Annotated in this window: 18 protein-coding genes and 1 riboswitch; of the genes, 7 read left to right on the top strand and 11 right to left on the bottom strand. The window is 45.4% G+C overall.

Annotated elements, in window-relative coordinates; translation table 11 throughout:
• Nucleotides 1-275 precede the first annotated feature (275 nt).
• The gene (gene tpx, locus ACED53_RS15990; RefSeq protein ID WP_017098562.1) at nucleotides 276-773 is read left to right on the top strand and encodes a thiol peroxidase; all 498 of its coding nucleotides are present in this window, start codon (nucleotides 276-278) and stop codon (nucleotides 771-773) included.
• A gap of 171 nt (nucleotides 774-944) precedes the next feature.
• On the opposite strand, the gene uvrD is transcribed toward tpx, so the two are convergent.
• Nucleotides 945-3119 carry a DNA helicase II gene (gene uvrD, locus ACED53_RS15985; RefSeq protein WP_004736649.1) on the bottom strand — a complete coding sequence of 725 codons (2175 nt, stop codon included), beginning with the start codon at nucleotides 3117-3119 and terminating at the stop codon, nucleotides 945-947.
• Between the two features lie 264 nt (nucleotides 3120-3383).
• Here uvrD and ACED53_RS15980 point away from each other — a divergent pair, with 264 nt between their 5' ends.
• The 4 genes from ACED53_RS15980 (at nucleotide 3384) to ACED53_RS15965 (ending at nucleotide 5793) form a co-directional block, all read left to right on the top strand.
• Complete coding sequence (locus ACED53_RS15980) at nucleotides 3384-3644, top strand: DUF2282 domain-containing protein (RefSeq protein ID WP_004736650.1); 261 nt, start codon at nucleotides 3384-3386, stop codon at nucleotides 3642-3644.
• 64 nt (nucleotides 3645-3708) lie between these two features.
• Complete coding sequence (locus ACED53_RS15975; RefSeq protein WP_009848184.1) at nucleotides 3709-4569, top strand: DUF692 domain-containing protein; 861 nt, start codon at nucleotides 3709-3711, stop codon at nucleotides 4567-4569.
• The gene (locus ACED53_RS15970) at nucleotides 4566-5333 is read left to right on the top strand and encodes a DNA-binding domain-containing protein (RefSeq protein ID WP_017098563.1); all 768 of its coding nucleotides are present in this window, start codon (nucleotides 4566-4568) and stop codon (nucleotides 5331-5333) included. The genes ACED53_RS15975 and ACED53_RS15970 overlap by 4 nt, the downstream gene beginning before the upstream one ends.
• A gap of 1 nt (nucleotide 5334) precedes the next feature.
• Nucleotides 5335-5793 carry a DoxX family protein gene (locus ACED53_RS15965; protein WP_009848182.1) on the top strand — a complete coding sequence of 153 codons (459 nt, stop codon included), beginning with the start codon at nucleotides 5335-5337 and terminating at the stop codon, nucleotides 5791-5793.
• 85 nt (nucleotides 5794-5878) lie between these two features.
• On the opposite strand, the gene ACED53_RS15960 is transcribed toward ACED53_RS15965, so the two are convergent.
• Together ACED53_RS15960 and ACED53_RS15955 are read right to left on the bottom strand one after the other, a co-directional pair.
• Nucleotides 5879-6160, bottom strand: coding sequence for a hypothetical protein (locus ACED53_RS15960; RefSeq protein ID WP_009848181.1), 282 nt, complete (start codon nucleotides 6158-6160; stop codon nucleotides 5879-5881).
• A gap of 102 nt (nucleotides 6161-6262) precedes the next feature.
• On the bottom strand, nucleotides 6263-7462 hold the full coding sequence (locus ACED53_RS15955) for a multidrug effflux MFS transporter (RefSeq protein ID WP_032499284.1): 1200 nt from the start codon (nucleotides 7460-7462) through the stop codon (nucleotides 6263-6265).
• Nucleotides 7463-7563: 101 nt separating this feature from the next.
• On the opposite strand from ACED53_RS15955, the gene ACED53_RS15950 reads away from it, so the two are divergent.
• Complete coding sequence (locus ACED53_RS15950; RefSeq protein ID WP_009848179.1) at nucleotides 7564-8505, top strand: LysR family transcriptional regulator; 942 nt, start codon at nucleotides 7564-7566, stop codon at nucleotides 8503-8505.
• A 122-nt stretch (nucleotides 8506-8627) separates the two neighbouring features.
• Nucleotides 8628-10418 carry an aminopeptidase P family protein gene (locus ACED53_RS15945; protein WP_009848178.1) on the top strand — a complete coding sequence of 597 codons (1791 nt, stop codon included), beginning with the start codon at nucleotides 8628-8630 and terminating at the stop codon, nucleotides 10416-10418.
• Nucleotides 10419-10567: 149 nt separating this feature from the next.
• On the opposite strand, the gene thiH is transcribed toward ACED53_RS15945, so the two are convergent.
• The 8 genes from thiH to ACED53_RS15905 all read right to left on the bottom strand — a co-directional run bounded on the left by thiH (nucleotide 10568) and on the right by ACED53_RS15905 (nucleotide 18846).
• On the bottom strand, nucleotides 10568-11695 hold the full coding sequence (gene thiH, locus ACED53_RS15940; RefSeq protein ID WP_009848177.1) for a 2-iminoacetate synthase ThiH: 1128 nt from the start codon (nucleotides 11693-11695) through the stop codon (nucleotides 10568-10570).
• A gap of 7 nt (nucleotides 11696-11702) precedes the next feature.
• Nucleotides 11703-12467, bottom strand: a complete 765-nt coding sequence (locus ACED53_RS15935) for a thiazole synthase (RefSeq protein WP_017098565.1) — start codon at nucleotides 12465-12467, stop codon at nucleotides 11703-11705.
• A gap of 2 nt (nucleotides 12468-12469) precedes the next feature.
• A complete protein-coding gene (thiS, locus tag ACED53_RS15930) occupies nucleotides 12470-12679 on the bottom strand; it encodes a sulfur carrier protein ThiS (protein WP_010440653.1) in 210 nt (69 codons plus the stop codon).
• Entirely contained in the window at nucleotides 12676-13458 is a 783-nt protein-coding gene (locus ACED53_RS15925) for a HesA/MoeB/ThiF family protein (RefSeq protein WP_017098566.1), read from the bottom strand. Before ACED53_RS15925 ends, thiS begins: the two co-directional genes overlap by 4 nt.
• The gene (locus ACED53_RS15920) at nucleotides 13448-14740 is read right to left on the bottom strand and encodes a thiamine phosphate synthase (protein WP_017098567.1); all 1293 of its coding nucleotides are present in this window, start codon (nucleotides 14738-14740) and stop codon (nucleotides 13448-13450) included. The genes ACED53_RS15925 and ACED53_RS15920 overlap by 11 nt, the downstream gene beginning before the upstream one ends.
• Entirely contained in the window at nucleotides 14740-16689 is a 1950-nt protein-coding gene (thiC, locus tag ACED53_RS15915; protein ID WP_017101248.1) for a phosphomethylpyrimidine synthase ThiC, read from the bottom strand. The genes ACED53_RS15920 and thiC overlap by 1 nt, the downstream gene beginning before the upstream one ends.
• A gap of 129 nt (nucleotides 16690-16818) precedes the next feature.
• A riboswitch (TPP riboswitch) is annotated at nucleotides 16819-16917 on the bottom strand.
• Nucleotides 16918-16979: 62 nt separating this feature from the next.
• Nucleotides 16980-17363: a fluoride efflux transporter CrcB gene (gene crcB / locus ACED53_RS15910; RefSeq protein WP_004736665.1), complete on the bottom strand. Its 384-nt coding sequence runs from the start codon at nucleotides 17361-17363 to the stop codon at nucleotides 16980-16982.
• Between the two features lie 100 nt (nucleotides 17364-17463).
• On the bottom strand, nucleotides 17464-18846 hold the full coding sequence (locus ACED53_RS15905; RefSeq protein WP_017101246.1) for a multicopper oxidase family protein: 1383 nt from the start codon (nucleotides 18844-18846) through the stop codon (nucleotides 17464-17466).
• Nucleotides 18847-19675: the final 829 nt, after the last annotated feature.

The raw sequence follows: 19675 nt of genomic DNA, 5'->3' as shown, positions 1-19675 counted from the left end.
GCTGAAGGATAACAGCACACTATCATGGATTTGATGCATGGAGCACACTTAGTAGCCGGATTGCTGCGAGTAAGACTATAGACCCCGATGAGCGCAAGCTCTCGGGGTTTTTCTTTATCTGTCGTTTTATTTATTCCTCTCTCAAACAAATAAATCAAAGACCTTTAATTACAATTCTGACATTTAAAGCATTCACTTCTTAACCACTTCCGAGTAACGTAAGTCTTACTAGGCTCAACTAGTTTCATAACCATAATTAAACTAAGGACAAATTCATGTCACACGTTACCTTCAAAGGCGCTGCTGTACCACTAACAGGCACATTCCCACAAACTGGCGAACAAGCACCAAGCTTTGCACTGACTGCAGGCGACCTTTCTGAACTGACTCTTGCTTCTCTTGAAGGCAAGAAAGTGGTTCTAAACATCTTCCCAAGCATCGACACAGCAACTTGTGCAACGAGCGTACGTACGTTCAACACAAAAGCGGCAGAGCTTGCGAACACGGTTGTTGTTTGTATTTCTGCTGACCTACCGTTTGCTGCGGGTCGCTTCTGCGAACTAGAAGGCATTGAAGGCGTTCAACACGCCTCAACTTTCCGTTCTCCTGCATTCGCATCAGACTACGGCGTAGCGATTGCTGAGGGCCCACTATCAGGCCTAACAACACGCGCAGTTGTCGTTGTTGATGAAAAAGGTGTGGTAACACACAGCGAGTTGGTTGCAGAGATCACTGAAGAACCAAACTACGAAGCGGCACTTGCAGCACTGTAAGTCTCACTTTGAGGCAACAATGTCTTCGCTCGTATTAACCTAATTTAGGTCGGTATCGAGCAATAAAAAAAGAGCAGCCATTGGCTGCTCTTTCTGTTTTTTATACGGATTACTTTTCAATGCTGAATAGTTTCAGATATCGAACTGTTTTCTACATGCTGAAGTAGCAGATTACAACTGTTCTAAACGAGCATAAGCCGTTACTAACCACTTGATGCCCTCACCGTTAAACGCGACTTGAACTCGACTCTGCGGGCCACTTCCCTCGAAGTTGATGATAGTGCCTTCACCAAACTTAGGGTGCTTAACGCGAGAACCCAAACTAAAACCTGTTTCGTTAAAGTTCTCTTTCACGGCGGTTTGGCTAAAGCGGCCACTGCTTGCAGGACGGCTCACTTGCGCTTTCATACGAACCTCATCCAGACAGGTCTCTGGTAGTTCACGAATAAAGCGTGACGGTTTGTGGTACTTGTCCTGACCGTACAAACGACGCATCTCTGCGTAAGTGATGTAAAGCTTCTCCATCGCACGCGTCATGCCTACGTAACACAGGCGACGCTCTTCTTCTAAGCGCCCTGCTTCTTCTGCTGACATCTGGCTTGGGAACATACCTTCTTCCACACCCACCATGAATACCATTGGGAACTCTAGGCCTTTGGCACTGTGCAGGGTCATGAGCTGAACCGCATCATCAAACTCATCAGCTTGGCCTTCACCCGCTTCCAAAGCCGCATGAGTTAAGAATGCGGTTAGCATGCTCATTTCATCCGCTTCTTCTGGTTTTTCAAACTGACGCGTTGCCGTTACTAATTCTTCCAAGTTCTCAATGCGTGCCTTCGACTTCTCGCCTTTCTCTTGCTCGTACATCGCAAACAAGCCCGACGATTTGATCACGTGGTCGGTTTGCTCATGAAGCCTCAGTTCTATGGTGTCATCTTCAAGCGCATTGATAAGCTCGATAAAGCGGCTCAATGCACCCGCAGCACGGCCTGGAAGCACTTGCTCTTCTATCAGAGCAATACTGGCTTGCCACATGGTTGCACCACGGTCACGCGCCGCAAGACGAATCGTTTCTAACGTTTTATCACCCAAGCCACGCGTTGGCGTATTGACGACACGTTCGAATGCCGCATCATTGCTGCGGTTACTCATTAAGCGCAGGTAGCTCAAGGCATCTCTGATTTCTTGACGCTCGAAGAATCGCATGCCGCCGTAGATTCGGTAAGGTAGACCACCTTGAATCAAAGCTTCTTCAAGCACACGCGATTGGGCGTTGTTACGATATAGCATTGCGGTATCTTCTAACGCACCACCTTTCTCTTGCCACTCTTTGATTTTGCTAACTGTGAAACGCGCTTCATCTAACTCGTTATAAGCTGAGTACACAGAGATTGGCTCGCCATCGTTGCCATCGGTCCACAGCTCTTTACCCATACGCTCAGTATTGTTCGAGATAAGCTCATTCGACGCCTGAAGAATGGTTTTGGTTGAACGATAGTTTTGTTCGAGTCGAACCGTTGAAGCGCCTGGGAATTCATCCAAGAACTTCTGAATATTTTCAATTTTAGCGCCACGCCAGCCATAGATAGATTGGTCATCATCACCCACGATCATCACGCGACAATCCGGGCCTGCCATCATGCGAAGCCAAGCGTATTGGATGTTGTTGGTATCTTGGAATTCGTCGACAAGAATGTGCTTAAAGCGAGCTTGGTAGTGCTCGCGGATGTGTTTCTTATCGCGCAATAGTTCATGCGATCGCAACAAGATTTCAGCAAAGTCGACCAAGCCAGCACGATCACATGCCTCTTGGTAAGCAGAGTAAATCTTTAACCACGTTTGAGTTATTGGATCATGGTAGGCGTCAATGTGACTTGGGCGTAACCCTTCGTCTTTCTTGCCATTGATCCACCAAGAAGCTTGCTTGGCTGGCCACTGCTTTTCATCAAGGTTTTGCGCCTTAATTAAGCGACGTAGTAAGCGAATCTGATCATCTGAATCAATGATCTGGAAGTCTTCTGGCAGTTTTGCATCTAGGTAGTGAGCACGAAGGATGCGGTGACAGATACCGTGGAAGGTGCCGTTCCACATGCCTGACGAGCTGCCCATCATCAACTCTTCAATACGACCACGCATCTCTGCTGCCGCTTTGTTGGTGAAGGTAACCGACATGATAGAGAACGGTGATGCTTGCTCTACGCTTTGTAACCAAGCGATACGATGCACCAACACTCGCGTTTTACCACTGCCAGCACCTGCCAGAATAAGTAGGTTTTCTAAAGGTGCTGCGACCGCCTCACGTTGTTTGTCGTTTAGGCCATCGAGTAAAAGCGAAGGATCTATCATTGGATATGCTCACTACTGGGTATTTATACATAAAAGTCGATTATAACCTAAACACTAGGCTGCGTTTAGGATAATAAGAAGAAAAAATAATCAAAAATTAACATCATAAAATCAGTTACTTAAAAGATAATTCATCATTAATATTGATATTTCTTATAATGCCGTGAAATTATTTCCTGGTTCTTCCTATCCTTTTTAGTAAGCAAGTTAACAATTCATTAACCTGCGATATAAAAATACTATTAAGTCCTAGAGGGAATGACTATGAAAAATTCTAATCTTGCTGTTACAGCTGCAATCACAAGTGTACTAGCGTTCGGCGGTGCAGTTCTTACATCAGCACCTGCGGAAGCAGCAGCAAAAGAAAAATGCTACGGTGTGGCAAAAGCTGGCCAAAATGATTGTGCAACCAAAACAAGTTCATGTGCGGGTACAGCAAAAGAAGACAACCAATCCGATGCATTCGTAGTCGTACCTAAAGGGCTGTGTGGCAAATTATCAGGTGGTAACACTCAATCATCATAATTGAGCTGCTTAGTATGGTGAGCTGGCATTCAGCTCACCTCCACTTCTTGTTAGGAGAATCGTTGTGACTCAAACTCTTCACCCCAACGCAGGGGTTGGCCTTAGAACACCGCACTTGGACTTCTTTAGCCAAAATCCAGCCTTAGTAAGTTGGTTAGAAGTTCACAGCGAGAACTACTTCTTAGCTCAATCACCGCAACGCCAACAACTCAGAGAAATTCGTCACGCACACAACATCAGTTGTCACGGTGTTGGGTTGTCGCTAGGTTCTGTTGAGCGCATCAACCAACATCATCTTGTGCAATTAAAAGAGCTCATTGATGATATCGAACCCTTCTTAGTTTCTGATCATCTCAGTTGGAGTCAGGCAAGTGGTCATTACTTCAATGACTTGTTACCGCTGCCTTATACCGAAGAGGCGCTAGAGGTCTTTTGTCGCAATGTCATCGAGGTACAAGACAGCTTGCAACGCCCTATGCTGATTGAGAACCCATCGAGCTACCTTGCCTTCAAGCATTCAACCATCCCAGAGTGGGAGTTTTTAGCCGAGGTACAGAGGCGCACCGAGTGTCGTCTACTGCTCGATTTCAATAATATTTTTGTCTCATCTTTTAATCATGGCTTCAGCTGTGAAGAGTATCTAAGTGGAATACCGGCAGACAAAGTGGAAGAGATTCACTTGGCAGGTTTCACTAAGAAGAAACTCGAGCAAGGTGAGATCTGGATAGACACCCACAGTAAACCTGTCTGTGATGAAGTGTGGCAACTTTATACTCAGTGGATAGCAAAGCACAGCTCTCGCCATACCTTGATTGAGTGGGATCTAGATATCCCAGAGCCACAAGTCTTATTGGCTGAAGCAACCAAAGCCAGTGACATCTTGTATCAACACGACAAGTTCAATCAAAGGAGTCGCGCATCATGAGCTACTCCCTATCTGATGTTCAATCAGAGTTTGCTAACGCCCTACGCTACCAAAACAGTGGTGAGCATTGCGATATAGTGAGCGACCACTTTACTGATGAACAGCGCATCCAGATTTATCGCAATAACTTTGTGATTAGCTTGAGTGAGGTACTCGCTGCAACCTACCCACTTACCGAGATGTTAGTCGGCGAAGAGTGCTTCCAACAGATGGCTCGTCAACATGTCTTAAGTTATCCATTAACCTCTGGTGATGTCAGTGGTTACGGTGAACACTTTGAACAAACCATCCAAGCCTTTCCTGCGGTTATTGAGGCTGCACCTTACCTTTGCGAAGTGGCTATTTATGAATGGAACAAAGACAGCTTGATGAGAAGCGTTTCAGAATCAAAAGCCGACCAACGTCCTCTTGCTGGTTTAGCTGATGTGCCACCAGAGCAACAAGGCGCTTTAGTCTTTCATCTCAAAGATTCAATAACGCTCATTAATTCTAACTATACGATTATCGCGCTTGAACGCGCTATCTATCAGCAACAACTCGATGGGTTAGACATCAACCAACCTGAGTTTGGGGTGTTAATACGAGCCGATAATTCTCAGATTGATAGTCATCACTTGAGTGAAGAATGCCATCAGCTACTTCGCGAATTTCAATCAGGCCAAATGCTCGTAGCGATAGACCCTTCATTACTACAACATCTGAATACTGTCATGGCGCTTAACGTCATCTCAGGCTTTTCAATCAATGCCGAATTGGAGACATAATATGGATAACAACACAGTCACAAACATGATGGCTCAATACGACAGTTTGATTGAGAAATCACAAGCACTCTTTGTTCCGGTGCTACTGCTATTTTGTCGCCTATGGGTAGCGTGGGTATTCTTTAATTCTGGCCTAACCAAGATAGCGACTTGGGATAGCACCCTTTACTTGTTTGAGTTGGAATACCAAGTGCCACTGTTACCTTGGGAGTTAGCCGCCTACATGGGCACCGCAGCTGAATTGATTCTGCCGGTATTCTTAGCGCTTGGTCTATTAACACGACCTATGGCAGCGGTGCTGTTCGTTTTCAATATCATTGCGGTTGTGTCTTACCCAGTGTTATGGGCGCAAGGCTTCTATGATCATCAGTTGTGGGGATTAATGATTCTTATCGTTGTCGTATGGGGCGCTGGGCCATTCTCACTTGATAGAATTTTGAAAGCGCAGTTTAGAGGTTAGAACGAACTTTCATTCGCACTAAATTGATATACCCCAAAATGCAAAAAACCACTCAATTGAGTGGTTTCTTTTTAACTGGGATAAACTACTTATTCAGAAAAGCTTGTAGCTCTTCAGCAGAGATACCTTGCTCGGCTAGCTCTTTTGCTAGTAGCTGAACCTGCTCACCCTTACGAGACTCTACCACACGCTGAAATTGGTAAATGATGTCTCGCAAAGTATCGATTGGAACTTGTTTTGCCGCACTGCGAATACGCTCTTCACTTTGGTTGCCTAGCTCTTTAAGCAATTTACCAAACATGACCTTTTCAGGTGCATCTTCCATTTGCTCTAAGACGCGCGCCATTTCGTAGGTTGTTAATGACATTACAGTATTTTCCGTTGGGGACTAACGTTTCAATGAGTGACAAATATACCATGTTTTAACGTTTCGCAAACCGCCATTTGTATATTTTGTCACCCTTGAGACTTACGCCTTAGCAAACGTCGTGTGCCACGACTTGCCTGCTTTGCTCGCAAGCACTAACAACGCAGGAACAATAAGGAACATTTGCAGCGCAATCATCACTTGAGACGTTAAATCAAGGCGTTGCATGGTACCAACAAGCAGCCCTGAGCCACTCATTTGGAACAAGCCAAGCAGTGCAGCAGCTGTGCCCGCACGGTCACCGAAAGGTTCAAGAGCCTTACCAGCAGCAGCACCGAGAATCCAAGCAAAACCCACTGAAGACAAGAAGATTGGCAGCATGAATGCAATTGGGCTAGCGTGTTCTGCAAGCACTAACATAATCACGCCCGCTAAACCCAGCGTTGAGATACCAACGACCAGTGCTTTATAGGTACCAAAGCGGTCCATAAATTTAGGTGCAGTAAACGCTGCTGCAATGTTGATGGCCGCATTAACACCAAACCAGAAAGTAAACTCTTTCATGGTCAGGCCTAGGTTTTCCATCAACACAACCGGTGCAGAGGTGACATAAGCGAGAATCACTGCCATCGCCATCAGACACAAGGTTGCGTGGAAAAGGAATGATGGTGTTTTCAATACTGACCAGTATCGCTCAAGCTTGAACACCGCAACCTTTTCTGTCGCAGGGTTAGACTCTTTCATTTGGAAGAATAAGATAGTGCCAACAACGACTGCGAAGCCTGCCATAAAGCTAAAGTTCGAACGCCAACCAAATTGATGAGTTAACCAAGCGCCAAGAATCGGTGCTAGTGCAGGAATAAAGCAAATTGCACCATTGAGGTAACTGATCATACGGCCACTTTTCTCAGGACCAAATAGATCGCGAACCGTCGCAAAGGCTGCTACAGAAGTCGCACAAGCTCCTAAGCCTTGTAGCAGCCGAGCTATTAGCATCATATCAATCGATTGAGCTGCCCACGCCAAGCAAGCACTCAATGCATAGATACTAACACCTCCCAATGCAACGGTTCGACGTCCTAGCTTATCAGCCAAAGGGCCTGCAAATAATTGCCCGACACCCATGGCGAATAAAAACCAAGTAATCGTATCTTGTGCTAGTGCGTGTTCCACGTGAAACGCTGTTGAAATTTGTGGCAGAGCTGGAAGATAAATATCTATAGCCAGAGGGCTAAATAGAACCAGCATTGCCAATAAAGCAACCTGCAGTTTACTTGGGGTTGGAAGCGCGTTAGAAGGCACAAGATTCTCCGAATGAGTTAATTTAGGTGCATAATAACCAACTAAAGATATGAACAAAAATGGCATATACTCATTAGCATTATTCCAAATAGGAAACTCACATGAATATCGAGAAACTATCACGCCTCGACCTCAATCTATTGGTTTGCTTACAGGTGCTGATGGAAGAGCTGAGTGTCACTCGCACCGCACACCGATTATGCTTGAGCCAATCAGCCGTGAGTAAGTCGCTAGCCAAGCTTCGTGAACAATTTAATGACCCCCTTTTTACGCGAAGTGCTCATGGCCTACGACCAACACCGAAAGCTGTTTTCCTCAAGCCTCGGTTAGAAACGTTGATCAACCAACTTGATGTTCTCACTCAGCCTGAGACATTCATTCCCAACAACAGTGACCATAGTTTTCATATTGCTGCCGTTGAGAGTGTTTACCCGCTGATTCTTCCGCACTTCTTACCGGCGATATTTCGACAAGCACCTAAGGTCAATATCAACACCCATGCTTGGACAGAACAAACCTTTAAGAAGCTGCAGCTTGGCGAACTAGATATCGGACTCACTGGCAAAGACATCGACATCAACGATGCGCGTTTAACTATGCTGCCGCCAGACGACATTTGCGAACAAGAGATCTACCGCGACGCACAGATGTGTGTGCTAAGACGCAACCACCCCGCTCTGAATGGTAAATGGGATTTGGAAATCTACCTTGCGCAGCGTCATGTACAAGTAAGGTGTGATGGTAACGACCGCTGGCTGCTCGACTACAAACTGGCTGATCTTGGTCACCAACGTGATATCGCTATTTCTGTTCCAGACTTCAATAGCGCTGCAAGCCTATGTACCTACACCGACTTTGTGTTTACCGCACCAAGCCATTTTACTTACCTCGTCGCTAAGCAACTCGACTTAGTGGTTGTTCCTTTACCAATGGAGTTCCCACCGATGGCATACACTTTGTTTTGGCACCGTGACAGAGAAAATGACCCAGCCTTAACTTGGTTGCGAGATATCATCAAAGAAAAAACTCTGCACCTTAGATAAAAATGGCGTACAGCGTTTGCAGCAAACGAACAAAAGCGCTAGCTTATTGACCTAATAAGTCCCCTCGCATGTATATCGACTGTGAGTGTTAACAAGGACCCTAACAATAAGGATAAACACAGATGCACAATATCACTGCTGAACGCGTTGCTGCGGTTCGAGCTTGGCTTGAAACAAACAACCTAGATGCCGTTATCATTCCACATGAAGACGAATATCTAGGTGAATACGTTCCCGCTCATAACGAGCGACTTCACTGGTTAACAGGTTTCACTGGCTCTGCAGGTGCCACTGTTATCACTCGTGAAACTGCTGCTATTTTTGTAGATGGTCGCTACACCGTTCAGGTTCGTAAGCAGGTACCAGCAGAGTTATTTGAGTATCGCCACCTTATTGAAGAACCGACTTTAGATTGGATCATCAATTCATTGCCACAAGGCAGTAAGGTTGCATTCGACCCACGCATGCACACCGCTGCTTGGTTGAAAGGCGCACAAGCAAAACTAGCGGAGAAAGTTGAGCTAACAACGCTCCCAGCAAACCCAATTGATGAGCTTTGGTCTGATCGCCCTGAGCCTGTCGTGTCTGATGTTCGCCTAATGGCAACAGACGCCGTTGGTCAATCAAGCGAGAGCAAACGCGCTGAAATTGCTGGCTTACTAAAAGCAAAAGGTGCGGACGCCGCTATCCTTACCGAGCTAGACTCAATCTGTTGGTTGCTTAACATTCGTGGCTTGGACGTATCTCGCCTACCTGTTGTGTTATCCAACGCGATCATTCACGCCGATGAAAGCGTCGATTTCTTCCTAGACCCAGCACGCATCCCGGCTGGCTTTGAAGCGCACGTTGGTAATGGTATTCGCGTTTCTCACCCATCAGAGCTTGAAGCGCGCCTTCAATCTTTAGAAAGCAAAAACGTATCTGTCGATTCAGGCACAAGTAATGCTTGGTATACGCTTGTTCTTCAAAACGCTGGCGCTCATCTCATTGAAGCAGCAGACCCATGTCTAATGCCAAAAGCCGCTAAAAACGATACTGAAATTGCCGGCATGAAGGCGTGTCACATTCGTGATGGTGTTGCGATGGTGAAATTCCTATCTTGGATTGATGCAGAAGTCGCGCAAGGTAACCTACACAACGAAGCGGTATTGGCTGACAAAGTACAATCATTCCGCGAGCAAGACCCGACGCTGATGGATCTAAGTTTTGACACCATTTCTGCGGCTGGCGGCAACGCAGCAATGTGTCACTACAACCATGAGAACCAACCTGAACCTGGTCAGCTAGAACTGAATACTCTGTACCTAGTCGATTCAGGCGGTCAGTACTTAGATGGTACAACCGACATCACTCGTACTATCGCGATTGGCCAACCAAGCGACGAAATGATTCAGCAGTTCACATTAGCGCTTAAAGGTCACATCGGCATTGCACGTGCGCGTTTCCCACAGGGTACTCGTGGTTTCCAACTGGATATCCTAGCGCGTCAGCACTTATGGGCAGAAGGCTTCGATTACGATCATGGTACTGGTCACGGTGTTGGTCACTTCCTAAGTGTTCATGAAGGCCCACAAAGCATCTCTAAGAAGCTTATCGACGTACCTCTTGTTGAAGGCATGGTGTTATCAAACGAGCCGGGTTACTACCGTGCTGATGAGTTTGGTATCCGTATCGAGAACCTAGAATTGGTAGTTGAGCTTCCAACTCAAGGTGATTTCTCAGTACTAACGTTTGAGTCGCTAACTCGTTGCCCTATCGATAAGCGCAACATCAATGTTGATTTGCTAACACGACCTGAACTGGCGTGGCTGAACGACTACCATCAGAAGGTATGGAACGACGTTAGCCCATTAGTTGAAGGTGATACATTGGAATGGTTACGCCAATCGACAACTCCATTGGCTCACGCTTAATGCTTCGCTAAGCGCTTAACTGAACCAAAAAACTTGCTCGGTTAATAAGTTAAATAGCAAATAGCAAAACGGCTACCCAAGGGTAGCCGTTTTTATTTGCCTGTATCATTACATCGATGTTTCACGTGGAACATCAACCAATATGTTGATTAACCAGAATAGGCACTGTGCCAGTCTCGCCACACCGGGTCGAAACCACGCTGACGAATCATCGACTCGACATCAGCAGCACTTCTCTCATCACTGATCTCAAACTGCTCAAGCTCTTCTTCACCCGAAGCATAACCACCAGGTTGGGTTTTAGAAGCCGCAGACATACTCGTGATCCCCAATGGCAACACATTGTCGCGAAAGGTTGCCGATTCGCGAGTAGAAAGGGATAGCTCGACCTCAGGATTCAAGAGTCGATATGCGCAGATAAGCTGAACCAATTGTTTGTCGTTCATGACTGATTTAGGCTGTAATCCTCCACTAGAGTCTCCACCCTCACACGGACGAAGACGCGGGAATGAAATTGAATAGCGAGTCTGCCAATAAGTGCGCTCTAGGTAATCTAAGTGAGCAGCAACAAAAAAGCAGTCGGTTCGCCAATCTTCCAAACCAATCAAGGCACCAATACCTATCTTATCGATCCCCGCTTTTGCCAAGCGATCTGGGGTTTCAAGACGGTATTCAAAATCCATTTTATTGCCACGTAGATGATGCTCAGCGTAAGTTCTTGGCTGATAAGTCTCTTGGTAAACCATAACAGCATCTAGACCGAGAGTTTTAAGCTCTGCGTAATCATGTTGATCAAGCGGCTGCACTTCCATCGCTAGGTAGTTGAATTGCTTTTTGATATTCGGCAACACCTGTCGAAAGTAATTCATCCCGACCTTAGTTTCATGTTCACCGGTGACTAACAAAACGCTATCGAACTTCATCTTTTTGATAGCCGCACTTTCGGCATCAATTTCATCCAAAGTAAGCGTGCGACGTTTGATACGGTTCTCCATTGAGAAGCCACAATACGTGCACGCATTCGCACATAGGTTCGAGAGGTACAAAGGAATGTAAAGCGACATTGTATTGCCAAATCGCTTACGAGTTAGCGCCAACGACTGTTGTGCCATCTGTTCTAAGTAAGGTTCTGCCGCCGGAGAGATCAGAGCCTTAAAGTCTTCTAAGTCACGTTTGGGTTTACTCAGAGCACGTTCAACATCCGCTGACGTTTTACTGAAGATAGACATACCAATGTCATCCCAGTTGAGCTGTTTAAATCGATCAACAAACGTCATAGGTACACTACTCGTCTAGAAATGAAGTTAACGGGCTCGAAGCAACCGCGTGAGATACTTTTCCTGCAAGCCCAGCAAGGTAAGCCATACGCCCCGCTTCAACTGCCAGCTTAAAAGCAATCGCCATATCAACGGGTTGTTGAGAAGCCGCAATCGCCGTATTCACTAACACAGCGTCTGCGCCCATTTCCATTGCACGAGCAGCATGCGATGGCGCGCCTATGCCTGCATCCACAATCACAGGGACATTCGCTTGGTCGATAATGATCTCTAAGAAGTCTGCCGAAGCGATACCTTTGTTTGAACCAATAGGCGCACCTAACGGCATAACCGCAGCGCAACCCACCTCTTCCAAGCGCTTACACAAAACTGGATCGGCATGGCAGTAAGGCAACACAACAAAACCATCTTTAACCAGTTGCTCAGCGGCTTTAAGCGTCTCAATTGGGTCTGGCATCAAGTACTTTGGATCTGGGTGAATTTCCAGTTTAAGCCAGTTTGTGCCTAGCGCTTCACGAGCCAAATGCGCAGCAAAGACGGCATCTTTTGCACTCTTCGCCCCAGAGGTATTCGGTAGCAAGTTCACGCCAGCATCAATGATTGGTTGTAAAATGTCGTCTTGCTCAGAGCGAATATCAACTCTCTTAAGCGCCATAGTTGCCAATTGCGAACCTGAAGCCTCGATAGCACTCGCCATCAATTGCTTATTGGCGAACTTACCCGTTCCAGTGAAGAGTCGAGATTGAAACGTCTTATCAGCGATAGTTAACATGGTTAGCCTCCTGCAATGGCTTGGAAAAGAGATATAGCGTCGCCTTCATTAACGACTGTTTGTTGCCACTGGCTACGCGGGACAACCGCATTATTGATTGCAAACACACAACCTAGATCAGGTAATGCTAGAACTTGGATAATGTCCGCTAGAGACGACGAGTGTGCTACTTGTTCTGATTGTTCGTTTATCGAGATCGTTATATGGCTCATTGGATTTCTTCTTCTAAATGCTTAACTACAGACGCACTGCACACAGGACATTCACTATCTTGAGTGACCATAAGGTTTTGCCAATTCATCGTCTGGCCATCGAACAGTTTGAGTTGATGTGTTGCGACCTGAAACTCACCACGAGCTAGACGTTGAATAGCAGCCAAAGCTTGAAGGTTACCTATGGTGCCAACAACTGGGCCTATGATGCCGCTATCGCTACAACGAGTCGTTTGTGGATGATGTCTGAACGGGAACAAGCAGTGATAGCACCCTTTCTGATTCTGATAATCAAATACAATAAATTGGCCTTTCCAGCCAATTGCAGAACCAGAAATTAAAGGGGTCTTCGCGCTGAAACATGCTTGGTTAACCTGCTGGCGTGACTCGAAGTTGTCAGTACAATCCAACACTAAGTCAGCTAGCATCACTTCAAGCTCAAGCTGACTTTCACTCATTCGTTGATTGATGGTTCTTACTTGGCTGCGACCATTGAGCTCACTCAGTTGTTGCTTCAACGCTTCAACCTTAGGCGAACCTAACTGATTTTCCCTGAACGCGACCTGTCGTTGTAGGTTCGATGAATCGACACAATCATCATCGACCAGCACGATCTTTCCAACACCAGAAGCAGCCAGGTAAAGAGCCGCAGCATTACCTAAGCCACCACAACCGATTATCAACACATGACTATTTAGTAGGTTGCGTTGCCCTTGCTCACCCACTTCAGGTAACGCAATTTGTCGTTGATAACGAATGAATTCAAAGTCACTCAGCATAGCTAGGCTCCTGCATAACCTCTTCCTTAAGAGTTGGAGATTTAGGTGCCATGAGTTGTTCGAAAAATTCGATCACTTTCTGTGGGTCTTCAGCCAATGTAATCGCACGTACCACCGCCAAACTCGATACCCCACACTCCCACACCTGCTCAGCTGTCGATTGGTCAATACCGCCAATAGCAACCGTCGGATAACCAGTGAGTTGGTCTGTGTATGGGATAGTATCAATCAGCTGTTGATACAGAGATAAACGAACTAAACCTTGAGGCTTTGATGGCATCTGTTTAGTTGTTGTTGGGAAGATATGCCCTAGCGCAATATAGCTTGGGTTGATTTGAACAATGCGGAGCAACTCGTAATAGCCATGAGTCGAGAGACCGATCTTGATACCTGCTTGGCTCAACTGTGAGAGGTTTGACTCTTCAATATCCTCTTGCCCCAAATGAACACCAAACGCGTCATGCTTGAGTGCAAGCTGCCAGTAATCATTGATAAAAACCTGAGCGTTATGCTCTCGACCAAGCTCGATTGATCGCGCGACTTGTTGTTCTAAGTCCGCTTGCTGCGGGTTTTTAATACGCAGTTGAACAGTGTTGATTCCAAGCTTGAGCAACCTTTCGATCCACTCAACATCATCAACCACAGGGTATAAACCTAGACTATTCTTACCCAGATCAGGAAAAGAAAGCACTGTCCCTTGATTAGCCCAACCAACGCTTATATTCAATCGTTGATCTTCAAGAGCTGGAATTGGAAAGTTTTGGTAATGTGCTGGCCATGTTCCACGTGAAACATTGGACGATGCGCGAGCTAAAACCAATGCGTCTTCTAATGGGAACTCCAACGCCAACAAAGTAAGTAACCAGGCAAAGTGGCCGTGATTATCTAACTCCTGATGAGCTGTAGTGTCACTCTTGATAGCACGATTAGTATCCCGGTGTGACCAGATATCCAGTACAGCTGAAGCATCTGAGACACCGATGTAGATGGTATTCGGAGTTTGTGTAAAGGCATCACAAACGTCAGTTAGCGCGACTGAACTACTGTAATCAACAACGTGGTTCAGTTCCGCTAGCTGACACTCCGCCAATGAATCAACATCATGAGCAAAGCCAATAGATAACGTCTGCTGAGTGTCAACGATAGAGAAGTATTGAGTTGGGCTTACACCCAACTCAACTGCATCGGTTGCCAAGCCTTGTCGCTTAGCAACCAATAGACAGTTCTGCACCTCTCCCGTTAACTCAATATTTTGAGATGGGATGAGTATCTTCACTGTCATTATTCCTCTAATTGAGCTTCTTTTGCACCCACTGCAGGGTGATAAAGTTCAGAGCCAGTATTACGGAACTCTTGTGATTTCTGACGCATCCCTTCCAACGGGTTATCTAGCATCTTAATCTCGATAGCCTGATCCGCGGCTACTTGTTCTGTATCTTTCGCATATTCTCGGACTTCCTGAGAGATCTTCATCGAGCAGAATTTTGGTCCACACATTGAGCAGAAGTGAGCAACCTTACCGGATTCTTGTGGCAGAGTTTCATCATGGAAAGAACGTGCTGTTTCAGGGTCTAAAGCTAGATTAAATTGGTCTTCCCAACGGAATTCAAAACGTGCTTTAGATAATGCATTATCTCGGATTTGTGCGCCTGGGTGCCCTTTCGCAAGGTCAGCAGCGTGTGCAGCAAGCTTGTATGTAATCAGGCCGGTCTTCACATCTTCTTTATTTGGTAGACCTAAATGCTCTTTAGGTGTGACATAACAGAGCATCGCACAGCCGTACCAACCAATCATGGCCGCGCCAATTCCAGAGGTAATATGGTCGTAACCAGGGGCAATATCCGTCGTCAGTGGACCTAAAGTATAGAAAGGCGCTTCATGGCAGTGTTCTAACTGCTCATCCATATTCTCTTTGATTAGATGCATTGGCACATGACCTGGGCCTTCAATGATCACCTGCACGTCGTATTCCCAAGCGACTTTAGTCAACTCACCTAGAGTACGTAACTCCGAGAATTGAGCCTCATCATTGGCATCTGCAATAGAACCCGGGCGTAGGCCATCACCCAATGACAGGGCAACATCGTACTTTGCACAGATCTCGCAGATCTCGCGGAAGTGAGTATAAAGGAAGCTCTCTTGGTGGTGCGCAAGACACCATTTCGCGATAATAGAACCACCACGAGAAACAATGCCGGTGACACGTTTAGCTGTCATCGGAACGTAGCGAAGCAACAAGCCTGCGTGGATAGTGAAATAATCAACACCCTGCTCTGCTTGTTCAATTAAGGTATCGCGCATCACTTCCCAGTTAAGGTCTTCGGCTACGCCATTCACTTTTTCAAGGGCTTGATACATAGGAACCGTACCGATTGGTACAGGGCTATTACGCAGGATCCACTCACGAGTCTCGTGAATATTACGCCCTGTGGAAAGGTCCATTACGGTATCGCCACCCCAACGGGTCGACCATACTAACTTCTCAACTTCTTCTTCAATCGAAGAGCTTACTGAAGAGTTGCCGATATTAGCGTTCACCTTCACTAAGAAGTTACGGCCAATAATCATCGGTTCTGATTCTGGGTGGTTGATGTTTGAAGGGATAATAGCTCGACCTTCAGCAACCTCTTTACGCACGAACTCAGGAGTAATTTCTTTCGGCAGGTTTGCGCCAAAGTTATGGCCAGGATGTTGGTGGTTAAGCTGCTCATCAGCAAACTTCTGACGTCCCATGTTCTCACGTATAGCAATGTACTCCATCTCAGGAGTGATAATCCCCTGACGAGCATAGTGCAGCTGAGTAACACATTGATCGCCAGTCGCGCGACGAATTCTAGGTAGGTTGCCGTAACGAAGGTCGTCTAGAGTTTCATCTTCTAAACGTTCTTTAGTGTAAACAGAGCTTACATCGTCTAACAGTTCCGTATCACCACGCTCATCAATCCATTGCTCACGCAACTTAGGAAGGCCACTATACAGGTCTATTTGATGTGTCGGGTCAGTATAAACACCTGAGGTATCGTAAACTTGAATGGGTACATTAGGTTCGAATACAGGCTCTTTTTTGCTACCACCGACAAGGCTATCAGCGAGTGATATTTCTCGTACAGGGACTTGAATATCTTCTCGAGATCCTTGGATATAAGCTTTTTTTGAATTTGGATAAGGTTGTACGGATAAAGAATCGATGAAATTCTTCGCTTCCAGTCTTGCTTGTTTACGACTCGACATAGCATTTTTCCTTGGCTTTTAGCCATTATTTATAGGGATAAAAATGCTTGACGGATTAGATGCTACAAGAGGGATCACGGTAAGAAATACAGTTGTGATCTGGAGATAGATCTCTAGAGGGATTCTAGTTAGATATCTACTCTTGTTCCCTTCGCAGGTATTAGCCTGATCAGGTTCAACGGATCCCGAGTTAACGGTCTCAGCCATATGGCACTCCGACAAGTTCGATCGAGTATATAAAAACGGCTTGGATAAACCAAGCCGAGTTGTTAACAAATCGTAAGAAAGTTTTAAGACTTTATCAAAAGTTGGAAGCCGATCCATGCTGCTGAGATGCTGAGAACCACGTTGAGTAACACATTGAGTCCCATCTTAAAGAAAGCACCCTGCTGCATAAGAAGCACGTTATCCATCGAAAATGTAGAAAATGTAGTCAGTGCTCCAAGGAAACCAAGACCGATAATTTGTCTCCATGGTTCTGTCGCAACCATCTCATTCTCAAACGCTGCGATGAGTAAGCCCATAATTAAAGAGCCAATCACGTTAACAGTTAGCGTACCATAAGGAAAACCACGCCCTAGCATCACCACACATAACTCTGAAATCAAATAGCGCGAACAAGCACCAAATGCGCCACCAATGGCAATAAAACCTAAAATAGATAACTGACCCATGAATCCTCCCAAACAATAATCCCTATATTCTAGCTTTAACGCCGATAAAAGCGAGGGTAGAAACTAAGAATGCATGCGCAAATATTAAACGTTACAGGTGTCACTTAACTTCGATATATCCCATTAAACCCGTTTTCATGTGTTCTATAACATGACAGTGATACATCCAACGTCCTGGGTTGTCGGCAACAAATGCAGCTTTAGCTCGACCATTCTTTCCAAGTAACACAGTATCGGTATGGAAAGGTTCTTCAATTTTTTTACCATCAAGTTCCAATACAGTGAATGTATGACCATGAATATGAATCGGGTGATGATATTGAGTGACGTTCTTAAGATCGAATATGTAAGTCTTACCTAGCTCTAAAGTCGCCAACGGCTCAGGGATATTGTCTTTGCTCATCCCCTCCCACGCTCGTTTATTAGTAAGCCAAAATTTAGGCATCGATTTACCATCTTTAGATACAGGTGAAACCGCACCCTCCCACTCGAACACGAAATCGATCTCTTCAGCATTAGCAAGATCTAGGTTAGGTACTGGATTCAATGGTAATAATGGTAACACTCGCTCTTGAGAAAATGCTGAATCTACGACTTCAAATTCACACAAAGAAAAAGGGAAACGCCCCTTCATTTGGAGAACGTTAACTCGCTCACCAGCTTTAGGAGCGATCAGTCCGATATCAACACGCATCCCTGGACCAATTTTATGTTGAGTCAGTTTGTAAGGCGTTTTCACAGGGTTACCATCGATGGCAATCACCCAAGCCTCAGCCCCTTCGATAGCAATAGGATAAGTGATCGTATTATCGACATTAGCAATACGCAGTCTAGTCGCGGCATACTGCTTCAACTGATATACGGGTTCATGAACTCCATTAACACTACTCCACTCACCAGGAGTGCCCATACGAGCACTGAGTCGAGGAATCATTAAGTCTTTCCATTGACCCTGCTTGTCGATATGCCAATGTTTAAGCATCAATGCGTGTTCTTCGTCAAACTGCACGGGAGTGCTTTCTTCTACGATAATAAGGCCAACTAAACCCATACCAAGTTGTTTAACGCTATTCATATGTGGGTGATACCAAAATGTGCCAGCATCTGGCGGCGTAAACTCATAAATGAATGTTTCACCTGGCATAATCGGTGGCTGACTTAAGAAGGGAACACCGTCCATTTCGATAGGGATTCTTAAGCCATGCCAATGGATAGTCGTCGGCTCTGATAGCTTATTCGTAAAACGAATTGTGACCTTTTCACCCTGTCGACATCGAATCGTCGGAGCTGGGATCTGCCCATTAAAGGCTAAGACATTAGTATCAAATCCCGCGACTAACTCAGCTGTTGAAGGTTCAGCAGTTAAGTCATAAACATACTTACCTTGCCCATCAACAGACTGCTTCATAGAACAAGCGGGCAAAACAGTTAGTGCAGATATAGCGAGAGATGATTGAATAAACTTACGACGGGAAATATCCATATTTGTTGCCTTTTAGTAATAACGACCAAAATGTAACAAAATATTGAGAACAATTCTCATAAAGAAGTGGGGATTGTGCTGTTGGTTGTTTATAAAAGAGGCTGGGATAAGTGAGCACTTACCTTTCTAAGGTCAAATATCATCCAAGGCAAGAAATGACAGCTTAAATATCATACATATAGAAAGCCAAAAGACCTCTCTCTTCGACTCGATCTTCAAACTATTACGGAAGCGTTAAGGTTCGAATATCAACAGATCCAAATAGGAAAAATTGAGTAAAAACATTATGAGTCGAAGCTAATAAATAAGGCTCCAGAATTTCTGCTGAGACTTTAAATATGGTAGGAATAGAGGCTTAGACTACAACACGCGCTGTTTTGATAAGCCGGGGAATCCGCTGCTCTGCTAATCGCGTATATTAGATTCAGAAAGCAAAAAGGCTCTAGCATTTCTGCCGGAACGCGCAGTCTAGAGCCTTAAATATGGCAGGAGTGGAGATTTAGACTCCCAACGCGCGCTGTTTTGGTAAGTCGGGGAATCCGCTGCTCTGCTAATGGCATATATTAGATTCAGAAAGTAAAAAGCTAAAACCTATCACCACCAGCAATTCATTAGTCTTTGTCTATGATAGAACCGCGGATTTGGAACATAATATTTCGCTGCATTAAAGACATAACCAAACCACTACTCTGACTATGTTGGCATGACCTATATGGGAAACTCGCAAGCTAATAGCTAAAACCTATCACCACCAATAATTCATTAGTCCTTGCCTATGATAGAACCGCGGATTTGGAACATAATATTTCGCTGCATTAAAGACATAACC

It is taken from the genome of Vibrio sp. 1F169, from assembly GCF_041439605.1.
In the GTDB taxonomy this organism is placed as follows: Bacteria; Pseudomonadota; Gammaproteobacteria; order Enterobacterales; family Vibrionaceae; genus Vibrio; species Vibrio tasmaniensis_A.
Note: the sequence above shows the minus strand (reverse complement) of the source record. Positions and strands in the feature narration are given on the sequence as shown.

Coding starts and splice junctions, on each gene's coding strand:
- tpx (WP_017098562.1), top strand. CDS start 276: ATGTCACACGTTACCTTCAAAGGCGCTGCTGTACCACTAACAGGCACA.
- uvrD (WP_004736649.1), bottom strand. CDS start 3,119: ATGATAGATCCTTCGCTTTTACTCGATGGCCTAAACGACAAACAACGT.
- ACED53_RS15980 (WP_004736650.1), top strand. CDS start 3,384: ATGAAAAATTCTAATCTTGCTGTTACAGCTGCAATCACAAGTGTACTA.
- ACED53_RS15970 (WP_017098563.1), top strand. CDS start 4,566: ATGAGCTACTCCCTATCTGATGTTCAATCAGAGTTTGCTAACGCCCTA.
- ACED53_RS15965 (WP_009848182.1), top strand. CDS start 5,335: ATGGATAACAACACAGTCACAAACATGATGGCTCAATACGACAGTTTG.
- ACED53_RS15960 (WP_009848181.1), bottom strand. CDS start 6,160: ATGTCATTAACAACCTACGAAATGGCGCGCGTCTTAGAGCAAATGGAA.
- ACED53_RS15950 (WP_009848179.1), top strand. CDS start 7,564: ATGAATATCGAGAAACTATCACGCCTCGACCTCAATCTATTGGTTTGC.
- ACED53_RS15945 (WP_009848178.1), top strand. CDS start 8,628: ATGCACAATATCACTGCTGAACGCGTTGCTGCGGTTCGAGCTTGGCTT.
- thiH (WP_009848177.1), bottom strand. CDS start 11,695: ATGACGTTTGTTGATCGATTTAAACAGCTCAACTGGGATGACATTGGT.
- ACED53_RS15935 (WP_017098565.1), bottom strand. CDS start 12,467: ATGTTAACTATCGCTGATAAGACGTTTCAATCTCGACTCTTCACTGGA.
- thiS (WP_010440653.1), bottom strand. CDS start 12,679: ATGAGCCATATAACGATCTCGATAAACGAACAATCAGAACAAGTAGCA.
- ACED53_RS15925 (WP_017098566.1), bottom strand. CDS start 13,458: ATGCTGAGTGACTTTGAATTCATTCGTTATCAACGACAAATTGCGTTA.
- ACED53_RS15920 (WP_017098567.1), bottom strand. CDS start 14,740: ATGACAGTGAAGATACTCATCCCATCTCAAAATATTGAGTTAACGGGA.
- thiC (WP_017101248.1), bottom strand. CDS start 16,689: ATGTCGAGTCGTAAACAAGCAAGACTGGAAGCGAAGAATTTCATCGAT.
- crcB (WP_004736665.1), bottom strand. CDS start 17,363: ATGGGTCAGTTATCTATTTTAGGTTTTATTGCCATTGGTGGCGCATTT.
- ACED53_RS15905 (WP_017101246.1), bottom strand. CDS start 18,846: ATGGATATTTCCCGTCGTAAGTTTATTCAATCATCTCTCGCTATATCT.